At 54.5% G+C, this 19,237-nt stretch carries 17 protein-coding genes; 13 read left to right on the plus strand and 4 right to left on the minus strand.

What is annotated here, in order from left to right; genetic code table 11:
* The first annotated feature begins 245 nt into the window (after positions 1-245).
* Positions 246-470, plus strand: a complete 225-nt coding sequence (rpmE, locus tag RAL91_RS01420; protein WP_306259198.1) for a 50S ribosomal protein L31 — start codon at positions 246-248, stop codon at positions 468-470.
* 129 nt (positions 471-599) lie between these two features.
* Here the strand turns inward: rpmE and RAL91_RS01425 are convergent, their stop codons facing one another.
* The 3 genes from RAL91_RS01425 to RAL91_RS01435 all read right to left on the minus strand — a co-directional run bounded on the left by RAL91_RS01425 (position 600) and on the right by RAL91_RS01435 (position 4,423).
* Positions 600-1,151 (minus strand): DUF1465 family protein, encoded by a 552-nt coding sequence (locus RAL91_RS01425; protein ID WP_306259199.1) that lies wholly within the window; start codon positions 1,149-1,151, stop codon positions 600-602.
* A 488-nt stretch (positions 1,152-1,639) separates the two neighbouring features.
* Positions 1,640-2,812 (minus strand): 4-hydroxybenzoate 3-monooxygenase, encoded by a 1,173-nt coding sequence (gene pobA / locus RAL91_RS01430; protein ID WP_306259200.1) that lies wholly within the window; start codon positions 2,810-2,812, stop codon positions 1,640-1,642.
* 138 nt (positions 2,813-2,950) lie between these two features.
* On the minus strand, positions 2,951-4,423 hold the full coding sequence (locus tag RAL91_RS01435; RefSeq protein WP_306259201.1) for an alginate lyase family protein: 1,473 nt from the start codon (positions 4,421-4,423) through the stop codon (positions 2,951-2,953).
* A gap of 292 nt (positions 4,424-4,715) precedes the next feature.
* On the opposite strand from RAL91_RS01435, the gene RAL91_RS01440 reads away from it, so the two are divergent.
* The 8 genes from RAL91_RS01440 to RAL91_RS01475 all read left to right on the plus strand — a co-directional run bounded on the left by RAL91_RS01440 (position 4,716) and on the right by RAL91_RS01475 (position 13,697).
* The gene (locus tag RAL91_RS01440; protein ID WP_306259202.1) at positions 4,716-5,588 is read left to right on the plus strand and encodes a 3-keto-5-aminohexanoate cleavage protein; all 873 of its coding nucleotides are present in this window, start codon (positions 4,716-4,718) and stop codon (positions 5,586-5,588) included.
* The gene (locus tag RAL91_RS01445) at positions 5,585-6,646 is read left to right on the plus strand and encodes a dipeptidase (RefSeq protein WP_306259203.1); all 1,062 of its coding nucleotides are present in this window, start codon (positions 5,585-5,587) and stop codon (positions 6,644-6,646) included. Before RAL91_RS01440 ends, RAL91_RS01445 begins: the two co-directional genes overlap by 4 nt.
* Before the next feature lie 552 nt (positions 6,647-7,198).
* Complete coding sequence (locus RAL91_RS01450) at positions 7,199-8,800, plus strand: ABC transporter substrate-binding protein (protein WP_306259204.1); 1,602 nt, start codon at positions 7,199-7,201, stop codon at positions 8,798-8,800.
* A 12-nt stretch (positions 8,801-8,812) separates the two neighbouring features.
* Positions 8,813-9,868 (plus strand): ABC transporter permease, encoded by a 1,056-nt coding sequence (locus RAL91_RS01455; RefSeq protein WP_371932471.1) that lies wholly within the window; start codon positions 8,813-8,815, stop codon positions 9,866-9,868.
* Positions 9,869-9,875: 7 nt separating this feature from the next.
* Positions 9,876-10,814: a nickel transporter permease gene (gene nikC, locus RAL91_RS01460; protein ID WP_306259205.1), complete on the plus strand. Its 939-nt coding sequence runs from the start codon at positions 9,876-9,878 to the stop codon at positions 10,812-10,814.
* A complete protein-coding gene (locus RAL91_RS01465) occupies positions 10,811-11,683 on the plus strand; it encodes an ABC transporter ATP-binding protein (RefSeq protein WP_306259206.1) in 873 nt (290 codons plus the stop codon). The genes nikC and RAL91_RS01465 overlap by 4 nt, the downstream gene beginning before the upstream one ends.
* Positions 11,680-12,447 (plus strand): ABC transporter ATP-binding protein, encoded by a 768-nt coding sequence (locus RAL91_RS01470; protein ID WP_306259207.1) that lies wholly within the window; start codon positions 11,680-11,682, stop codon positions 12,445-12,447. The genes RAL91_RS01465 and RAL91_RS01470 overlap by 4 nt, the downstream gene beginning before the upstream one ends.
* Positions 12,448-12,449: 2 nt before the next feature.
* Positions 12,450-13,697 carry an FAD-binding oxidoreductase gene (locus RAL91_RS01475; RefSeq protein WP_306259208.1) on the plus strand — a complete coding sequence of 416 codons (1,248 nt, stop codon included), beginning with the start codon at positions 12,450-12,452 and terminating at the stop codon, positions 13,695-13,697.
* Positions 13,698-13,703: 6 nt separating this feature from the next.
* On the opposite strand, the gene RAL91_RS01480 is transcribed toward RAL91_RS01475, so the two are convergent.
* The gene (locus tag RAL91_RS01480) at positions 13,704-14,279 is read right to left on the minus strand and encodes a hypothetical protein (RefSeq protein ID WP_306259209.1); all 576 of its coding nucleotides are present in this window, start codon (positions 14,277-14,279) and stop codon (positions 13,704-13,706) included.
* A gap of 91 nt (positions 14,280-14,370) precedes the next feature.
* Between RAL91_RS01480 and RAL91_RS01485 the strand changes: the two genes are divergently transcribed.
* The 4 genes from RAL91_RS01485 to RAL91_RS01500 are packed head-to-tail and all read left to right on the plus strand — an operon-like array spanning position 14,371 to position 19,135.
* The gene (locus tag RAL91_RS01485) at positions 14,371-14,961 is read left to right on the plus strand and encodes a Crp/Fnr family transcriptional regulator (RefSeq protein ID WP_306259210.1); all 591 of its coding nucleotides are present in this window, start codon (positions 14,371-14,373) and stop codon (positions 14,959-14,961) included.
* Between the two features lie 4 nt (positions 14,962-14,965).
* Positions 14,966-15,856: an NAD(P)-dependent oxidoreductase gene (locus RAL91_RS01490; RefSeq protein ID WP_306259211.1), complete on the plus strand. Its 891-nt coding sequence runs from the start codon at positions 14,966-14,968 to the stop codon at positions 15,854-15,856.
* Positions 15,857-15,914: 58 nt separating this feature from the next.
* Positions 15,915-17,780, plus strand: a complete 1,866-nt coding sequence (locus tag RAL91_RS01495; protein WP_306259212.1) for an ATP-binding protein — start codon at positions 15,915-15,917, stop codon at positions 17,778-17,780.
* Entirely contained in the window at positions 17,777-19,135 is a 1,359-nt protein-coding gene (locus RAL91_RS01500; protein ID WP_306259213.1) for a sigma-54 dependent transcriptional regulator, read from the plus strand. The genes RAL91_RS01495 and RAL91_RS01500 overlap by 4 nt, the downstream gene beginning before the upstream one ends.
* Positions 19,136-19,237: the final 102 nt, after the last annotated feature.

A 19,237-nucleotide genomic window follows, 5' to 3' on the forward strand; every position in this document is an offset into this window, starting at 1 on the left:
AGAGTGAGATTTGGACCACATTAAGAGCCAAAATACGCAATCACAGACGTTAAAAGAATGAACTGCGCAGATTCTCGTCATTTCAGCTTGCGAAAGACCACCACATTGGCCTATAGGAACGGCGAGTTTACACGGATCGGGCGTCATGCCCGGTTTTTTGTTTGCGGTATGCTGTGAAAGCAGCGATGCCTGCCCTTGAGACACGTCTTCGGGATACCCCTGGACACCATTGGAGTTTGAAGCTCATGAAAGCTGATATACATCCCGACTACCACACGATTAACGTTGTGATGACTGACGGAACTGAATACACAACCCGCTCCACCTGGGGCGCAGAAGGCGACACCATGCGCCTTGATATCGACCCGACATCCCATCCGGCCTGGACCGGTGGTGGTCAGCAACTGCTTGACCGCGGTGGACGTCTGTCCCGCTTCAACAACAAATTTGCCGGTTTCATCGGGAAATAAGTACTGCCAATTCTGGTTTGCAGAATTTAAGAACCCGCTCGGGACTTTTGGTCCCGGCGGGTTTTTTCATGGCCTGGACATTCCGTCAGCGTAAGTCCAGGGCGTAAGCTCTGGACGCGATAATTGATGTCAGAGATCGTCCTGTGTCTTGAAGGCAGCGCTCAAGCGGGCCATCTGATCGGCCAGCGCGTCTTTGGGGCCGGACTGGGGTACAGGTGGCGGGGCGCCAAACGACTCGCCGCCCAGCCCAACGTCCAGATGCCGAACCCGTTCCTCCAGACGTGCGGAACGATCAATCAGATCCTTCAATTGATCCGGCAGTTCTTCCCAGCCAGATCCTGTGCGAGACGGCTGAAGACCGCCAAGGCGCACTTTTGCTTTCTCATCCCGGCCTTGCCCATCTGTCATTTCGCCATCATTGACGGCTCGCTGCAGCAGCAGCCAGGACGCAATTTGCATCAACCGGGTTGTCAGACGCATGGATTCGCTGGCATAGGCAACCGAACCAAGCCGCGACAGGGCCTTTGATTCATCACGTCCGGGACCATCCAGATAGGAAGCTGTCTCCTCGATCAGGCGCATACCATTATTGAACAGGGCCAAAAAGCCGTCCCGCTCCGCTAGGCGGTGCGCAATGGCTATAGCGTTGCCCGCATGTGGCGTCTGGTTGTTGCGCGTCATGATCTGGTGCTCACGTGTGGTGGATTCGACCCGGAACCCACTATCATGATCATGATAGGCAGATAAGTGTCAAAAAGGAACTATGAGGCGAGCGGACCCGCCATGCAAGCTGCCGATCCGATAGAGTTAATTCTTCGTTAATATCCACATGCACGCCTGAAGTGCTGCATTTCACCACCCGGAGTGTGACCCGAATCTGGCCCGAATCTGACCAAATTCTGAATTGAACACAAAAAAAGAGCCGCGGGAGGGAGCGGCTCTGTAAGTCTAACAGGGAGGCGTCCAATCAGATGGGGGAGTGACCATCTGACAGTTCGGAATGTACCGAACACACTTTAAGGTAGAGAATAAAGGTTAATGTTTACTTAACGCAACAAATTTTTTTGAATCAAGCCGATTAAGGAACTGTCAACCATAGGCGCCGGTCAGATAAAGCTGGCCAAGACCCGAGGCCTCATCTGAGTGTTATTCCGGTTAAAATAGCCGGTTCAAAATGGAAGGCCGACATAGTTTTCAGCGATGGCAGCCTGTTGCGCTTTGGAACGGCTCATATAGTCAAGTTGCGCATCCTGCAGGCGATCATCGAAACTGTCAGGCCCTTCAAAATTATGCAGCATCCTTGTCATAAACCAGGAAAAGCGGGTGGCTTTCCAGACCCGGGCCAAGGCCTTTTGGGAATAGGCGTCAAGCCCGGTTTCAGAGCCCGATTTATAGAAATCAATCACAGCATTGCTGAGATAGAAAATATCTGAAGCGGCCAGATTCAGCCCTTTTGCACCTGTCGGAGGCACAATATGAGCTGCATCCCCGGCCAGAAACAGACGCCCATGGCGCATTGGCTCGGAAATGAATGCCCGCAGGGGTGCCATGTTTTTTTGAAGAGATGGCCCGGTGTCCAGCTGATCTGCAATCGAAGCGGGCAGACGCGCGCTTAACTCACTCCAAAACCGGTCGTCCGACCAGTCTTCGAGCGTATCCGTTACCGGGCACTGAATGTAATAGCGGCTGAGCGTGTCAGAGCGCATGGAGCAAAGCGCGAAACCGGCCTGAGACCTGGAATAGATGATTTCTTCGCCAGCCGGACGTGTTTCCGACAGGACACCGATCCAGGCAAAAGGACAGACTTTTTCGTATTCAATGCGAAAAGTGTCCGGGATCGAGCGACGACAGACACCGTGAAACCCGTCACATCCAGCGACAAAATCACAGTCAATGCGCTGCGTTTCACCATTGTGCAAAAATGTGACGAAGGGCGCTTCACCATCCAGATTATTCAGCTCAACATCGTCAACTTCATGAAGTATTGTGCCATTCAACCGGTCACGTGCTTCATGAAGATCCCGCGTCAAATCGGTCTGACCATACACCAGAACCGTCTTTCCGCCCGTCAGACCTTCCAGATCAATCCGCGCAGTCCGGCCACCAAAGGCCATCAAAAATCCGTTATGGGTTTTCCCAAGTCGGTCCATTTGCGCGCCTGCATCTGCGGCACGCATAAGATCGCAGGTCCCTTGTTCCAGCACGCCTGCGCGAATTCTGGACAGCACATAAGCTCTGCTTTTGCGCTCAAGAACAATGCTGTCCACACCCGCCAGATGCAACAACTGCGACAGCAACAAACCCGAAGGCCCACCGCCAATGATGACGACCTGCGTCCTCACACTTTCCCCCTTGCAGCTTGTTGAGTTGCTTCAACTGCAAAACTGGATGCAACCAGCATTCCAGACCTTAGACGCTATCAGCCTGTGGGGGAAGTCTACCGGCAAGTAGGAGTGGGGCTCGGGCGCTGGGCTCTGGCTTCAGAACAAATCTTCAGCGGTAGAGAGGAAGCACCCGGAATTGAAGCCCATAGCCGGATTAAAGACGGCAACTTTTGATGTATTATCCAGCAACATCGCCCGCAGCGTCAGAGGCGGCGGGCCAGCTTGCGCGCACCAGGCCCTATCAACACGGCCTTCGGCAATATGCGCCGGCGAACACACCACGGGGTCAATCGACACGCCATTCATCAAAGACAGGTTGGGATGGTTTTCAAAGCGGCGCGCATAGGCAGGCAACCATCCAAATCCGTAGGTAAATTTCTCTATCGCCGCACTGCTGGGCGTCATCGGTGCATCAGCATTTTCACTGGCATATTTCAGCACATGCTTGCTCCAATTGGACCAGCCACGCAGCATATATGTAATGGCCCTGTGCAAATCCTGCCCCTTTGGCCATGTCACTTCATACAGATCGAAATCCTGAGATTTGGCAATTTCGGCTATTGCAAACAGATAGGACAATTGCAGTCCCGAATAATGCAGCGCAAGAGACCCGCGTTTGGTCGCCGTAGGAAAGCTGCCATCTGGCCTTTGGCTCAACAAAGCAGCCTCAAATTGCGGAAAGCCGCGCTCAAACAGCTCCACATCGCCAATGAACGCACCCAGTGTCATGCTTGGCAAAACAGCTGCAAGCGCCTGGTGCCGGGCCAGCGTATTATCCGCATCCCCCACCAGCGTATTTTTGTCAGAGATGAAATGGTACTGATTGACCCGCCCATACAGCCAGTCAAGAAAAGGCGCGAGTTCTTCCAGTGGAGGGTTCTGGGTTTCAACCAGAACAGCGGTGGCCATCACCATTGGCTGCAGAACCGTATTGGCAAGATAGGCCGTGCGGTTGAACTTTTCGGAATTTTCAACCTTCTTGGCGGCAGTGCTGAGACCGTCCGCCGCCGGCCATTTCTTCAAATACGACCACAAGACTTCGCACTGGGCGGTATCGCCAGCAATACAATTTGCTGATGCAACTGACACGCCTTCGGCGATCTTCCAGGACCAGTTTTCGCTCCCGATTGGTGAAGGCCCGGCAAAGGAGACATCTGTTTCGGAAAAACGCGTAACAGGCGTCCAGTTAGCACCAACCGAGCGCAGGTTCAGCCTGTTGTTGCAGTACCGCTCGCGGACGAGGCCACGTTTCTGAAGAAAGGCTGCACGGTTGTCCAACCCTTCCAGAACGCGCCCCGGATACGGCAAAGTCTGTCCGGCGGCAACTGATCGGTGAAGGCTGTAGAGAGATGAACCGGTTACATCTTCCATTTCAGGAAGGTTAAGTGTGGCGCGGTATTCGTTCAGCGCCTTACGGGTTCGCCGACCCCAGGAACCGTCAGCGGTTCCCGGATCATATCCCAATTCCTGAAGAGCTTCCTGAACATAGGCGACAGTCTCATTGGACTGGGCATGGACACCAGAAACACAAAAATAGAACGCCACCAGAAAAAGAGTAATTTTACGCAACTTGAAACCCTTGCCTATGCACCCCCTGCACTGCCTGTTAACCATAGATTAACACTAATCCATGACGCATGGTCAACCGGCTGCACAACATATCCAGACAATTCAGCCCATTGTGCTGCGACATTTGGAATCAGACACCACTTAAGGCTTCATATGACAGATTTCACGTGGTTTTTCTGGACATTTGTCCCCGACTGATTTCAACATGGATGTGAACCGATAACGACCCAAGCCCGAAGCCGCGTGAACGCCAAAAGATAAAAATAGATATAAAGAGACATACAGAACCATCATGGCAGCAGAACCAGTACAGCACGCACAGAAGCCGCAGGACCCTTGTATCATCTGTGTTGCAATTACCGGTTCGGTGACGGGCAAACACCACAATCCAGCCGTACCGCTTTCGATATCTGAACAGATCGAAAGCACACACGAAGCCTTTGAAGCGGGCGCATCAATCGTCCATTGCCATGTGCGGGATGATGATGGCGCGCCGACATCCGATCCCCAGAGATTTGCCCTGTTACAACAGGGCCTGCTGAAACATTGCCCCGGCCTCATCATCCAGTTTTCCACAGGCGGTCGCTCCGGAGCCGGGCGTGAACGAGGCGGCATGTTGCCGCTGCGGCCCGACATGGCGTCCCTGACCGTCGGCTCGAACAATTTCCCCACCCGCATCTATGAAAACAGCCCGGATCTGGTGGATTGGCTAAGCCTTGAAATGCTGGCTCACGATATTCGCCCAGAGGTCGAGATCTTTGATCTCTCTCACATATTCAAGGCGGCGGAAATGCAGGCTGCGGGCCGGTTTAACGGCCCGCCCCATGTGCAATTCGTTATGGGGGTGAAAAACGCCATGCCCCTGGACCGGGACGTGTTTGATTTCTACCTGGAAACCACTAGACGTTTATTGCCTGATGCCACGTGGTGCGGAGCAGGCATTGGACGGGACCAGAGTGTCATGAATGAATGGTGCGTTGCCGCAGGCGGTCACGCCCGCACCGGGCTTGAAGATAATGTTCGCATGGACAAAACCACTTTGGCCCCGTCCAACGCCGCACTGGTTCGCCGACTTGTTGAAATCTGCCACGCCCATAATCGCGCGCCGGCAACCCCTGCCGAAGCCCGTACTTTGTTACATTTGCCGGAGAGAAAAGCTGCATGATCGACCAAACCAAACCACCTGTGTTCGATGGTCACAACGATGTTCTGACAAAGCTTCTGCGCAAGGGACAGGCTGATCCGGAGCGTCATTTCATCAATGGCGATGCCGGCCACATTGATCTGCCCAGAGCAAGGCTTGGTGGTTTTTCCGGTGGCTTTTTTGCCATCTGGGTTCCCTCCCCGGCCGACAAGGCATTCCGCTATGAACAAATGGCGAAGCCAAGCTATGACATTGAATTGCCACCTGCTTTGGGGCAGCCGGAAGCCCTCAAAATTGCCCTTGCAGAAGCGGCCAGCCTGCTGCGCCTGGAACAGCTCGGCGCGCTCAAAATCTGTAAAACCGCCACCGAATTGCGGCAAACCATCGAAGCTGGAAAGATCGCTGCAATTTTTCATCTGGAAGGTGCCGAGGCCATTGACCCGGACTTTACAGCGCTTGATGTGTTCTACGCAGCGGGGCTGCGCTCTCTGGGGCCGGTCTGGAGCCGTCCAACCATCTTTGCCCATGGTGTTCCGTTTCGCTACCCAAGTGATCCGGACATCGGAGACGGCCTGACTGATATCGGCAAGGACCTGATCCGCGCCTGCAATGCCAAGAAGATCATGATTGATCTGTCGCACCTCAATGAAAAGGGTTTTTGGGATGTCGCCGAGCTGAGCAATGCCCCGCTTGTGGCCACCCATTCCAACGCCCATGCCATCTGTCCCACAGCACGCAATCTGACAGACCGGCAATTGGCAACCATTCGCGAAAGCGATGGCATGGTCGGTCTCAATTTTGCAGTCGCCTTTCTGCGTGAAGACGGCCGGATGTCACCCGATACGCCTGTTGAAATCATGCTGCGCCATATCGATCACCTGATGGAGCAAGCAGGCGAAGACCGGGTTGGATTTGGCTCCGATTTCGATGGCGCCATTGTCCCCAAATCCATCGGCGATGTGACCGGACTGCCCGTTTTGCGCAAGGCCATGCGCGCCCATGGCTACGGCGAAGAGCTGATGGAAAAGCTGTGTTACAAAAACTGGCTGCGCGTTTTGGAGAAAACCTGGGGTCAATGAAGCAGATTGGCCGCCCGCGTAGCTGAATTCTGTTGCCAGAGACCGTCAAAAAATTCGGCCCGCGGTCTATGGATTCTCGGAACAAGTCCGAGAAAGACGGGGTTTGCAGGGGTGGATCGAAAATGCACTCCCGGGCAACAGGCCACCTCTCCAACGTTAAACAGCCCACCGCCGTCTTTCTCGGACTTGTTCCGAGAATCCATTCGCCTGACCCATTTCAAAATCCTGAATCTGCATTCAAAATATGACCCTAACGAATTGTAAATTCGCTGACGGCTATGCCGTCATGGGTGTGGCTGGCGTAAAAATATTGATTTAGGCGCTTGTTGCGTGAAGACGGGCAGGTATCCGGTGATCCACTCATTGAAACCATACTTCGCCACATCGATCATCTGCGGAAGCAACCGGGTGATTGATGAGAAGCCATCAAACCATTAAGCCGGATAAGCACAAACCGGTTCTAGTTTAACCTTGCATAATGGCAGAAATTAGCGTGGGATGATCGCTTGGGCGGGCATCACTCGCTCACCCCATTTCTGTAAGGAGAGTTCTATGAACCTGATTAAAACACTGGTTGCCGGTGTTGCGCTTGGCGCAGTTGCGTCAACTGCAGTGATACCGGCTTTTGCCGATACGCCGCCGAACATGCTGATTATCGCCAACCGGATTGATGATATCACGACGCTCGATCCACAAGAGAGCTTCGAGTTTGCCGGATCAGATGTGCTGCGCAATATCTATGGCCGTCTCGTCAATTTCGACCCTGCAGATCTTGCAGCGGGCTATCAGCCTGACCTGGCCGAAAGCTGGGAAGTTTCTGAAGACGGTAAGACAATTACCTTCACGATGCGCGATGGCGTGACTTTCCATTCTGGAAATGCTGTCACTGCAAAAGACGCCGAATTCAGCCTGCGTCGTGCGGTTACGCTCAACAAGACTCCAAGCTTCATTCTCACTCAGTTTGGCTTCACACCGGAAAACGTCGGTGAAACCATCGTTGCAACCGATGACAAAACTCTGACAATCACAACCGACAAGCGCTATGCAACGTCATTTGTCCTCAACTGCCTGACAGCTACAATCGGTGGCATTGTCGACAGTAAGACTGTCATGGAAAATGAAGTCGATGGCGATCTGGGCAATGAATGGCTGAAAACCAATACAGCTGGTTCCGGCCCTTACAAGGATGTTACCTGGAAGGCCAATGAATCAGTCACCATGCTGGCAAATCCGGACTATTATGGCGGCGCGCCTGCCATGGCCCGCGTCATTGTTCGCCACGTTCAGGAAAGCGCGACACAGCGTCTGCTGCTGGAACGCGGTGATATTGATGTTGCCCGTAACCTGAACCCGGAAGATGTGGCTGGTATTTCAGACGCTGAAGGCATTACCGTCGACAGTGAACTGCGTGGCCGGTTGATGTATTTCTCACTCAACCAGAAGAACGAAGCGCTCTCCAACCCGAAAGTCATCGAAGCCACTAAATATCTGGTGGATTACGAAGGCATGCGCGACAGCTTCCTGAAAGGTCAGTACACCATTCAGCAGGCGTTCCTGCCACAGACCTATCTTGGCGCAATCGATGATCTGCCATACAGCCTGGACATCGAAAAAGCCAAAGCCTTGATGATGGAAGCCGGTTACGGCGACGGCATTGAAATCGAAGTGGGTGTTCGTGAAGCGCAGGAGCGTATTGAAATCGCTCAGGCCCTGCAGAACAATTTTGCCCAGGCCGGTATCAAGCTCAACATCACGGTCGGAACGGCCAAACAGATCCTGGCCCGTTATCGTGCACGTGAACTGGATATGTATCTGGGTGCCTGGGGACCGGATTATCCCGATCCACACACAAATGCAGCGACCTTTGCAATGAACCCGGATAATTCTGACGAAGCAGGCAACACTGGTTTCCTGGCTTGGCGGAACGCATGGGATATCCCGGAAATGACTGAAAAGACTGCTGCAGCTGTTGTCGAGAATGACCGCGACAAACGCGCTGCAATGTATCAGGAAATCCAGCGCGAACATCAGGCGACATCACCTTTTGGCGTCATGTTCCAGAAAATCGAGCAGACTGCACGCAAAGACAACGTTCAGGGCTTCTCAATCGGAGCGGCTATTACCGCTGCAGCCTACTGGAAAGTATCCAAGTAAGGGTTCGCCGAAATGGCAATTAACGACACAGGGAAAGGGCGCCAGATGGTGCCCTTTCCACCCATTCTGATCAGCATCGCCAAAATACTGCTGACCATTCTGGTCACCATGCTTGGCCTCATTTTTATCACCTTTATCATTGGCCGGATCATGCCGGTGGATCCGGTTCTTGCCATTGTCGGCGAGCGGGCTGCAAAAGATGTTTATGACGCCGCTTACATTAAGCTTGGCCTCGACAAGCCACTGCTGGTGCAGTTCTGGTATTATTTGAGAGATGTCTTCACGGGCGATTTTGGAAAATCCCTGCTCACCGCAAGACCGGTTGCGGATGATATTATCCGCGTCTTTCCAGCGACACTCGAACTGGCAACAATTGGCACGATTTTCGGCGTTGTGCTGGGTGTGCCACTGGGCGTCGTCGCCGCCGTTCGTCGTGGCACCTGGATTGATCAGGTTGCCCGCGTCGTGGCACTGGTTGGTTATTCCATGCCCATCTTCTGGCTTGGCCTGATGGGTCTTTTGATCTTTTACGGCATTCTGGGCTGGGTTGGTGGACCAGGACGCTTGGACTTTTTCTATGACGGCGTTGTCCCGACCAGAACCGGCATGATCCTTATTGACAGTGCCATTGCCGGTGACATGACCATATTCTGGAATGCGGTTTCCCACATTATTCTGCCCGCTTCGCTGCTGGGTTATTATTCGCTGGCCTATATCAGCCGCATGACCCGCAGTTTCATGCTGGAACAACTCTCAGCCGAATATGTCACCACCGCACGGGTCAAGGGCATGTCGGAGCGGCAGGTCATCTGGGGTCACGCTTTCAAGAATATCCGCGTTCAGCTGATTACCGTGATTGCCCTGTCCTATGCAGGCCTCCTCGAGGGTTCGGTGCTGACCGAAATCATCTTCTCCTGGCCGGGCATTGGATCCTACATCACCACCGCACTTTTATCGGCAGACATGAATGCCGTCATTGGCGGCACCGTTGTTGTCGGGCTTGTCTTCGTGCTGTTCAATGTTTTATCGGACCTGCTTTATCAGGTCTTTGATCCCAGAGCGAAATAGGCACGCAATGTCACAAACAGATCTCGCTGCTTCTTCGCAAAACACCGGCTGGCGTGCCTGGCTGCTCAGCGACACACCCACATCCAGACGCCATGCCAAGCTGGCATCCCTGTATCAGAGCTGGTTGCAGTTTCGCGGCAATCCAATGGCCATGTTCGGCCTGATGATTCTTATTGGTCTTGTGCTGATGGCGACCTTTGCGCCGCTGATTTCACCTTATGATCCATTCGTTCAGGAATTGGGCAACCGGCTGCAGCCGCCGGGTGCTGAAGGCCATATTCTGGGCACCGATTCCCTTGGGCGTGATCTGCTGAGCCGCATCATCTATGGTGCACGGATCACCCTCTACATCGTGACACTGGTGGCCATCATCGCGCCTTTGGTGGGCCTTTTGGTCGGCACTGTTGCCGGTTACACAGGCGGATTTATTGACGTTGTGCTGATGCGCCTCACCGACATATTTCTGGCCTTCCCGCGTCTGGTTCTGGCGCTGGCCTTTGTTGCCGCACTTGGTGCGGGGATTGAAAACGCCGTTCTTGCCATTTCCCTGACAGCATGGCCGCCCTATGCGCGCATCGCGCGGGCAGAAACCCTGACCATTCGAAATTCCGACTATATTCATGCGGTGCGCCTGCAGGGGGCAGGGACGTTCCGCATCATCACCAAACACATATGGCCGCTCTGCATTTCATCGCTCATTATCCGCGTGACTCTGGATATGGCCGGCATCATTCTGGTGGCAGCCGGACTTGGCTTCCTGGGCCTTGGGGCGCAGCCACCTTCTCCCGAATGGGGCGCTATGGTGTCTGACGGACGCAAATTCATTCTCGATCACTGGTGGGTGGCAACCATCCCCGGTCTCGCCATCTTCATCGTCAGTCTGGCCTTCAACCTTCTGGGTGATGGTCTGCGTGATGTTCTGGATCCCAAGGAGAGCGGCGAATGAGCGACCCGTCCAAGCCGAACCTTCTGGAAGTCGAGGATCTGTGGGTCCGCTTTCCAACCCGCAGCGGCGTCTTTGACGCTGTGCGTGGCATCTCCTTTTCGCTCGGCAAAGAACGTCTGGGCATTGTCGGGGAAAGCGGCTCTGGCAAATCCATGACCGGTCGCGCCATTCTGCGGCTTATCCGCAAGCCGGGCCGTGTTGAGGCCAAGCGCATTGCACTGGAAGGACAGGACCTCATGTCCCTGTCTGAAAAGGAAATGCGCGCCGTGCGCGGCTATCAGATTTCCATGATCATGCAGGACCCCAAATTCTCGCTGAACCCGGTGCTGAAAGTGGGAAAGCAAATCATGGAAGCCTATCAGGTCCACACAAAGGGCAGCGCCGCTGAAGCACGTCAGAAGACACTGGATATGCTGGAGGCTGTTGCCATTCGTGATCCGGAACGCGTCTTCAATGCCTATCCGCACGAAATGTCCGGCGGCATGGGCCAGCGCGTCATGATTGCCATGATGATGATCCCCGATCCCAAAATCCTGATTGCCGATGAACCAACCTCGGCCCTTGATGTTTCGGTGCAGACACAGGTTCTGGACATTATGGACAAGCTGGTCCGCGACCGCGGCATGGGCCTCATCTTCATCAGCCACGATCTCAATCTGGTTGCCTCATTCTGCGACCGGGCGCTGATCATGTATGGCGGACGCGTTGTGGAAGTCTGCGACGCAGACAAATTGCACGAGGCAAAACACCCCTATACGCGCGGCCTGCTAAATTCGCTGCCCCAGCTGGATAAGCCCCGTGAAAAACTGGAAGTCCTGAAACGTGACCCGGCCTGGCGGGACGAACCAAGCGTCAGTGGTATGTTATGAGCGGGATCATTCTGAAAAATTTGGATGTCTGGTTCGGTCAGGGCGTAAATCGCGTTGATGCGGTGAAGAACGCCAATTTCGCAGTTCCGCTTGGCGAAAGCTTTGGGCTGGTCGGCGAATCCGGCTCCGGTAAATCCACGATCCTGCGTGCCATTACCGGACTTGCAGAAACCTGGAGCGGCGCTATCACCATTGATGGCAAGGCACTGGGTCCAACGCGCGACAGCGAGTTTTACAAAACGGTTCAGATGGTGTTTCAGGATCCTTACGCATCCCTGCATCCACGCCACACTGTCGATCAGGTGTTGAGCGAAACCCTGTCACTGCATGGCTTCGACAATGTTGAAGAGCGCATTGAAAAATTGTTGCTTGATGTCGGGCTTGGCCCCTCATTCCGCTTCCGCTATCCCCATCAATTATCAGGTGGTCAGCGCCAACGCTTGGCCATTGCCCGTGCTTTGGCACCGGAGCCGCGCATTTTGCTTTTGGACGAACCAACATCTGCATTGGACGTGTCGGTTCAGGCTGAAATTCTCAATCTGCTCACCGATCTGCGGGCCAGGCGCGGCCTGACCTTTCTGATGGTCAGCCACGATCTGTCCGTTGTCAGCCATATGTGCAGTCGCATGGCGGTTATGCAACACGGCTATATCGTCGAAATTCTATCGGTGGAAGATATGCGAGCGCAAAATGCGAGCCACGAATACACCCAGCACCTGCTGGCAAGCTCGTTGGGTTTCACACCGTCTGAGGCAGCGCAGTAATCATGCGAAAGGCTGAGGTTCTGGTCCTGGGTGCCGGTATTGTCGGCGTTTCAACGGCGCTGGAGCTGCAACGGCGCGGCATCGGCACAATCCTGATCGACGTCCAGCAGCCCGGCTTGGGTGCATCCTTCGGCAATAGCGGCGTTATTCAACGCGAAGCGGTGCTGCCCTATGCCATGCCCCGCAACGCCCTCACGCTGATCAGCACTATTATGGGCCGCAACACCGCAGCGCGCCTGCATTGGCCTTCCATACCCGCAATGCTGCCTTTTCTGGCCCGCTACTGGTGGCATTCCTCAAAGACACGCCATCATGCTTTGGCCAATCCCTACGCAACGCTGATTGAACGCTGCATGGTTACCTATGAGCGGGCCATGGAGGGCACGGATGCAAAGAAGCTGATGTCACCGGATGGCATTCTGGATGGTTACCGGTCCAGACGGGCTTTTGAAGCTGCGCGCCGTGAAGCGGATTTGATGGCCGAGCGCTTCAATCTGCCCCTGACCCATCTGGAAGGGACAGAGGCCATTCGGCAAGTCCTGCCCCACATCGCCCCGGAATTTTGCGCTGTCACTCAGTATTATCAATCGGTGATCATCAGTGATCCCCATGCATTGCTGATAAAACTGTTCAAGAAATTCAAAAAGCTGGGCGGGCAATTTGCATTGGCGGATGCCATGGATCTGACCCGGACCCAGACCGGCTATAGCGTCCCCGGCAAGGCCCGTCCTCTGGAAGGCACCCATGTGGTCAATGCGCTTGGGGCACATGCTGCATTGCTCAGCGCAAAGTTCGGCCTGAAACTACCGATAGGTCTCAAACGCGGTTATCACATCCACTTTGAACCAGACCCCGACGCACCATTTACCGCCACATTGGCGGATCAGGACTATGGTTATGTCCTGACGCCCAAAGCTGCCGGCATACGGCTCACAACCGGTGCGGAGTTTGCGTCACTTACCACCCCGCCTTCACCGGTTCAGGTCGAGCAGACCGAACCGATTGCACGGAAACTGCACCCTTTGGGCCGCCGACTGGAAACCACGCCCTGGATGGGCAATCGCCCCTGCATGCCGGATATGATGCCTGTCATTGGGCAAATGCCCGACCAGAAAAACCACTGGTGCGCCTTTGGCCATGGCCATCAGGGCCTGACGCTGGGTCCCGTCACAGCGGATATCATCGCAGACGCGATTGAAGGCAAATCCCCGAAACTCAATCTGGAACCGTTTTCACCCAATCGCTTTTGAGCCGCTTTAATGCCCATGCAACGTGCCTTTTGCCATGGCCAGATGATGCGGCTGGTGGTGCGCACCGGTCGCCATAAGACCAAAAAAGCCAAGGGCGCTGACCATCTCCAGATCATCCTTGTTTTCTGGCGTCACAATGAGAAGTGCCCCGTCATCTGTTGTGCGAGCAGAGACGGCCCAACGCGCCATTTTGTCCAGCTCGCTTGCATGCGCGGGAACCATCGCCTGAATGGCCCGTAGGGTTTTCCCCTCGCCTCGAATGGAGAACTCCACCCGATCAGACTGCATCACTTGTTCAGCTTCTGCCTCCAGCGTCAGTTCACTCATATCCACCAGATGCGCCCGCAAGGCAGATATATTGACCTTTGACCAGTCAGTCTGGGGATCATCTGACAGCAGCGCCACGATTTCCGCAATCGCGACAAAAGCCGACTGCCCACCTTCGCTCGGCAGGTTAGAGGCTGTGGCCCTAAGGTCGGCATGGTCGGCATGATCCTGGTGACTGTCCATGGATAATGCCAGTCCGCCCGTGACCAGCATCAAGGCACCTGCTGCGGCGATACCGATAAACTTCCAGCGCATGATGTATTCCTTTTGAAGAGGGGTTCATTATTTGTGTCAGCATAGAGCGGTTCGATTTGCCTCCATATGATTTCAATCATATGATGGAAGGATGTTACCCATCCCTTTCAACACGCTTCCTCAAATCGCCCTGAAGCCTAAAGCCCTGCAAAAGGGCGAATTATTGTTTCGCCAGTCGGACCCGCCTGAATTCCTCTATTTCCTGCGCTCCGGACACATTCAATTGCTGCGTCATACAGAAGCTGGAGACGGGCTGGTCATTCACAACGCCCATGCCGGTCAGACCTTTGCAGAAGCCTCTTTGTTTTCCAGCAACTACCATTGTGATGCTGTCGCCTGCGAGGCCAGTGAACTGATCGCAATGAGTAAAACGCAGATCCTCAAAACCATGCGGCAGAACTCCCTGTTTGCTTTCGCCCTCTCCGCCCGTTTTGCCGGAGAGATACAGGCCCATCGCCGCCGGCTGGAATTGCTTTCCATTAAAAATGCGCCACAGCGCGTTTATGCCGCCCTTGCAGATGGGCTGCTCACGGGCAGTGTGACGGCGATGGCGGCTGAAATCGGCCTCACCCATGAAGCCACCTATCGGGCCCTGTCTCAATTGACGAAAGAGGGCAGGCTGGTCAAAACCGGGCGCGGCAGATATCACGTGTCTTCAACGCAGATCTCAACCACAGGATAACACCATGACGGCCAAACGAATTCTCTTCACTGGCGGCTCCGGCAAGGCCGGCAAGCATGTCGTGCCCTATCTGCTGGATCAGGGCCACCAGGTGCTCAACGTCGATCTGAAACCGCTGGATCATCCCGGCGTTGATAATCTGATCGCCGACATCACCCAATCCGGCGAGATGTTCAACGCCATGACCTCCTATGCCAATTTTAGTGAATTGAAGCCGGGAACAGGTGTTCCAAAATTTGATGCGGTGGTTCATTTTGCAGCGGTTCCGCGCATTCTGATCAATCCTGATAATGAGACATTTCGCGTCAACACCATCGGCACCTACAACGTCATTGAAGCTGCCGTAAAACTCGGCATTCCCAAAATTGTCATCGCCTCATCAGAAACTACCTATGGCATCTGCTTTGCTGATGGCGAGGTTGATCTGGATTATCTGCCGGTGGATGAAGACTATACGGTCAATCCCATGGACAGTTATGGCCTGTCCAAAGTGGTCAATGAAGACACCGCCCGCGCCTTTCAACGCCGTTCCGGCTTCGACATATATGCCCTGCGCATCGGCAATGTGATTGAGCCCCATGAATATGATCGCTTCCCCGGCTTCTTTGAAAATCCGATCCAGCGTCGCCGCAATATTTTTTGCTATATTGATGCACGTGATCTGGGCCAGATTGTTGATCTTTGCCTTGCGAAAGACGGTCTTGGTTATCAGGTCTTCAATGCGGGCAACAACAACAATTCAGTTGATATTCCAAGCCCGGAAATCGCCAAACGTTTCTTCCCGAATGTGCCTTTGACCCATGAACTGGAAGATGAGGAAGCGCTTTATTCAAACCGCAAGATCCGGGACATGCTTGGCTTCAAGGAACAGCACAATTGGCGCAAATATGTCTGATGTCCCGCTCCACCGGCACCATCTGTGCAAAATGCAAGAATGATTCCATAGTGAGGTCATGACGCAAACAGCTAAATCCAGGCTCTTTGGCCTTTGGCTTGCACTGGCCGTACTTCTGTCAATAGCCATTGGCAGTGCCGGATTTTCGCTTGTGGAACGCAGTTTTCAAATCCGGTCCGCCGAGCAGGCTCAGGGCACTTTGCGCCTGACCGTGGCGGGCCTGCGCGGCGCATTGAACCGTTATGAGCCATTGCCGTCTCTGATCGCTGAAAAGCCATCTATCAAAGCGCTGCTTAGCGACACAACCAATCCGGATCTGGCGAGTTCGGTCAATCTGGAATTGAAACAGATCGCCGAAGATGTGGGGGCATCCGATATCTATGTCATTGACGCGAACGGCTACACTTGGGCTGCCAGCAATTTTGACCAGACCCACTCCTTTGTGGGCCTCAGCTACGTCTATCGACCTTACTTTCAGCAAGCCATTGAAGGCGGTCTCGGCCGGTTCTTTGCTCTCGGCACGGCCTCACTGAAACGCGGCTATTATTTTTCAGCCCCGATCAGGCTGCAGGGTCAGATAGCAGGGGTGGTTACGGTCAAGATTTCAGTCGATGCGCTGGAAGCGGATTGGCGGGGCGCTGACAGTGAAATTCTGGTGACCGACCAGTTTGGCATTATTTTCATGTCCAGCCGATCAGACTGGCATTTTCAAAGTCTGCAGCCCTTGCAACCGGCAACCCTTGATGAAATCAAGGCGTTCCGGCAATACCCCATCGATCAGCTTGGCCTTCTGAATTTGCAACGCAAGCCGATTGGTAATCAGGGTGCGGAACGTTTCACCATCGGTGTCGGGGGAACAGAAAAACACTTTGTCGCCAATGCCATGGCCATACCGGAGGCGGGTTGGAACGTCCATATTCTGACCCCCACAGCCGCCGCGCGTACCCAGGCCATAACCGTCATTGTCATTGCCGTTCTTGTGCTGCTGCTGACGATCCTGGTCACGGCCTTCCTGCTGCTTCGGCGCGCGCGTATGGTGGAGCGCATTGCAGCCCAGCATGCCGCTCAGGAATTGCTGGAAAACCGGGTTGCCGAGCGGACTGTTGACCTCAATCAGGCCAATACCCAATTGCTGCAGGAAATTGAGGAACGCAAACAGGCCGAACGGCAATTGCGCAAAACCCAGTCGGAGCTGGTACAGGCCGGCAAACTGGCTGCTTTGGGACAGATGTCAGCAGCGCTTTCCCACGAATTCAATCAGCCTCTGGCCGCTGTCAAAACCTATGCCGATAATGCGGCCACCTATCTGGATCGCAACCGGATTGATGAGGCCCGCGATAATGTGGGCCGCATCTCACAAATGGCCGACCGTATGGCCGCCATCAGCAAGCATCTGCGCAATTTTGCTAGACGCCCACAGGAAAAGATCGGGCCTGTGCCGCTACTGCCGATCATCAGTGATGCGCTGGCTATTCTGTCTGCAAAACTGCGCGACCGGAATGCAAACATCGTCTTCGACCCGCCGCTCAAAGACATCTGGATCATGGGCGGGCGCGTGCGCCTGCAGCAGGTGCTTGTAAATCTCATCTCCAATGCGCTGGATGCCAGTACGCTGGATAACCCTGCGCATAACGGTCGCGAACCCGATATTCATCTGACTATCGAGACAACATCTGACCGGGTGCGCATTAAAGTCCGCGATCACGGATCAGGACTGGCGGCTGAGACGAAAAGCCAGATTTTCGACCCTTTCTATACCACCAAGGGTCCGGGCGAGGGCCTTGGATTGGGACTGTCCATTTCCTACAACATCATCCGGGATTTCGGCGGACGTCTGCTGGCCGAAAATCATCCCGATGGAGGAGCAATCTTCACCATTGATCTGGCAGCGGCAGACCAGTTGACGGAAGAGGCTGCAGAATGAATGAGCCAACCATTCTGTTTGTTGATGATGAGGAGCATTTGCGGCTTGCCGCCAAACAGACGCTGGAACTGGCAGACCTGAAGGTCACCTGCCTTCCAGAAGCGACCCTTGCACTGGATCTGCTCGACCGCAGCTTTCCCGGCATTTTGATGTCCGACATCCGCATGCCCAAAATGGATGGGCTGACACTCATGCAGCGCGCCCTTGAGATTGATGCCGAACTGCCGATCGTTCTGATTACCGGTCATGGTGATGTGGCATTGGCCGTGGATACCATGCGCCGGGGTGCTTATGATTTTATCGAAAAACCCTTTGCGGCAAATCATCTGGTCGAAGTGGCGCGCCGCGCCCTCGACAAGCGCCGCCTGACGCTGGAAAACCGGCATTTACGGTCCGCTGTCGGCGGGCGCGACCGCCTGGAAGCGCGCTTGATGGGCCGTACCAAAACCATGGTCCAACTGCGCCAGCAAATCAGGGCGGTTGCGCAAACCGACGCGGACGTTCTTCTGATAGGCGCGACCGGCACCGGCAAGGAAGTGGCTGCCCGCGCCCTGCACGCCATCAGCGAGCGGGCCGATGCGCCTTTTGTGGCCATAAATTGCGCCGCCCTTCCCGCCGATCTGATTGAAAGCGAATTATTCGGCCATGAAGCCGGGGCTTTTCCCGGTGCAACTCGGTCGCGCTATGGCAAATTTGAACATGCCAGAGGCGGCACGATTTTTCTGGACGAGATTGAAAGCATGCCCATGACGCTCCAGGTCAAGCTACTGCGCGTGGTGCAGGATCGCAGCATCATGCGCCTTGGCTCCAACGACCCGGTTCCGCTGAATGTGCGCTTTATTGCAGCCAGCAAGCTCGATCTGGAAAGTGAGGCCGAAGCGGGCCGCTTCCGCAGCGATCTGCTCTATCGTCTCAATGTGGTCACCCTGCGTATGCCAAAACTGGCAGAACGACGGGAAGATATCCCTCCGCTCTTTACGCAATTGGTGAGCGAGGCTGCGGCGCGCTACAAAAGCACGCCACCACCCATTCCGTCCTTTCTGCTTGTCTCGGTCGCAGAGCGGGACTGGCCGGGAAATGTGCGTGAGTTGCGCAATGCGGCAGACAGATACGCGCTTGGCCTTGATCTTGATTTTGTGCAAACCGTGCCAGACCAGACCAAAACCCTATCAGATCGAGTTTCCAGCTTTGAACGCAACGCCATCGCCACTGCGCTCACAACCCACCATGGCCGCCTGAAGGAAACCTATGAAGCGCTGGGCCTATCGCGAAAATCACTCTATGAGAAAATGCAGAAATACAATCTGAGCCGGGAAGATTTTGGCGTGGCGAGCAATGAGAACTCGCCAGAGTAGCGCCAATGGGTGGAAAAGCGGATAGGTTGAAGCCTCTAATGTACCCTTTTCCACCCATGGCGTCCCGAAACCGAAAGAAAACATCGGTTTTCACTTCTTTTG

The organism is Pararhizobium sp. IMCC21322, from assembly GCF_030758295.1.
Taxonomy (GTDB): Bacteria; Pseudomonadota; Alphaproteobacteria; order Rhizobiales.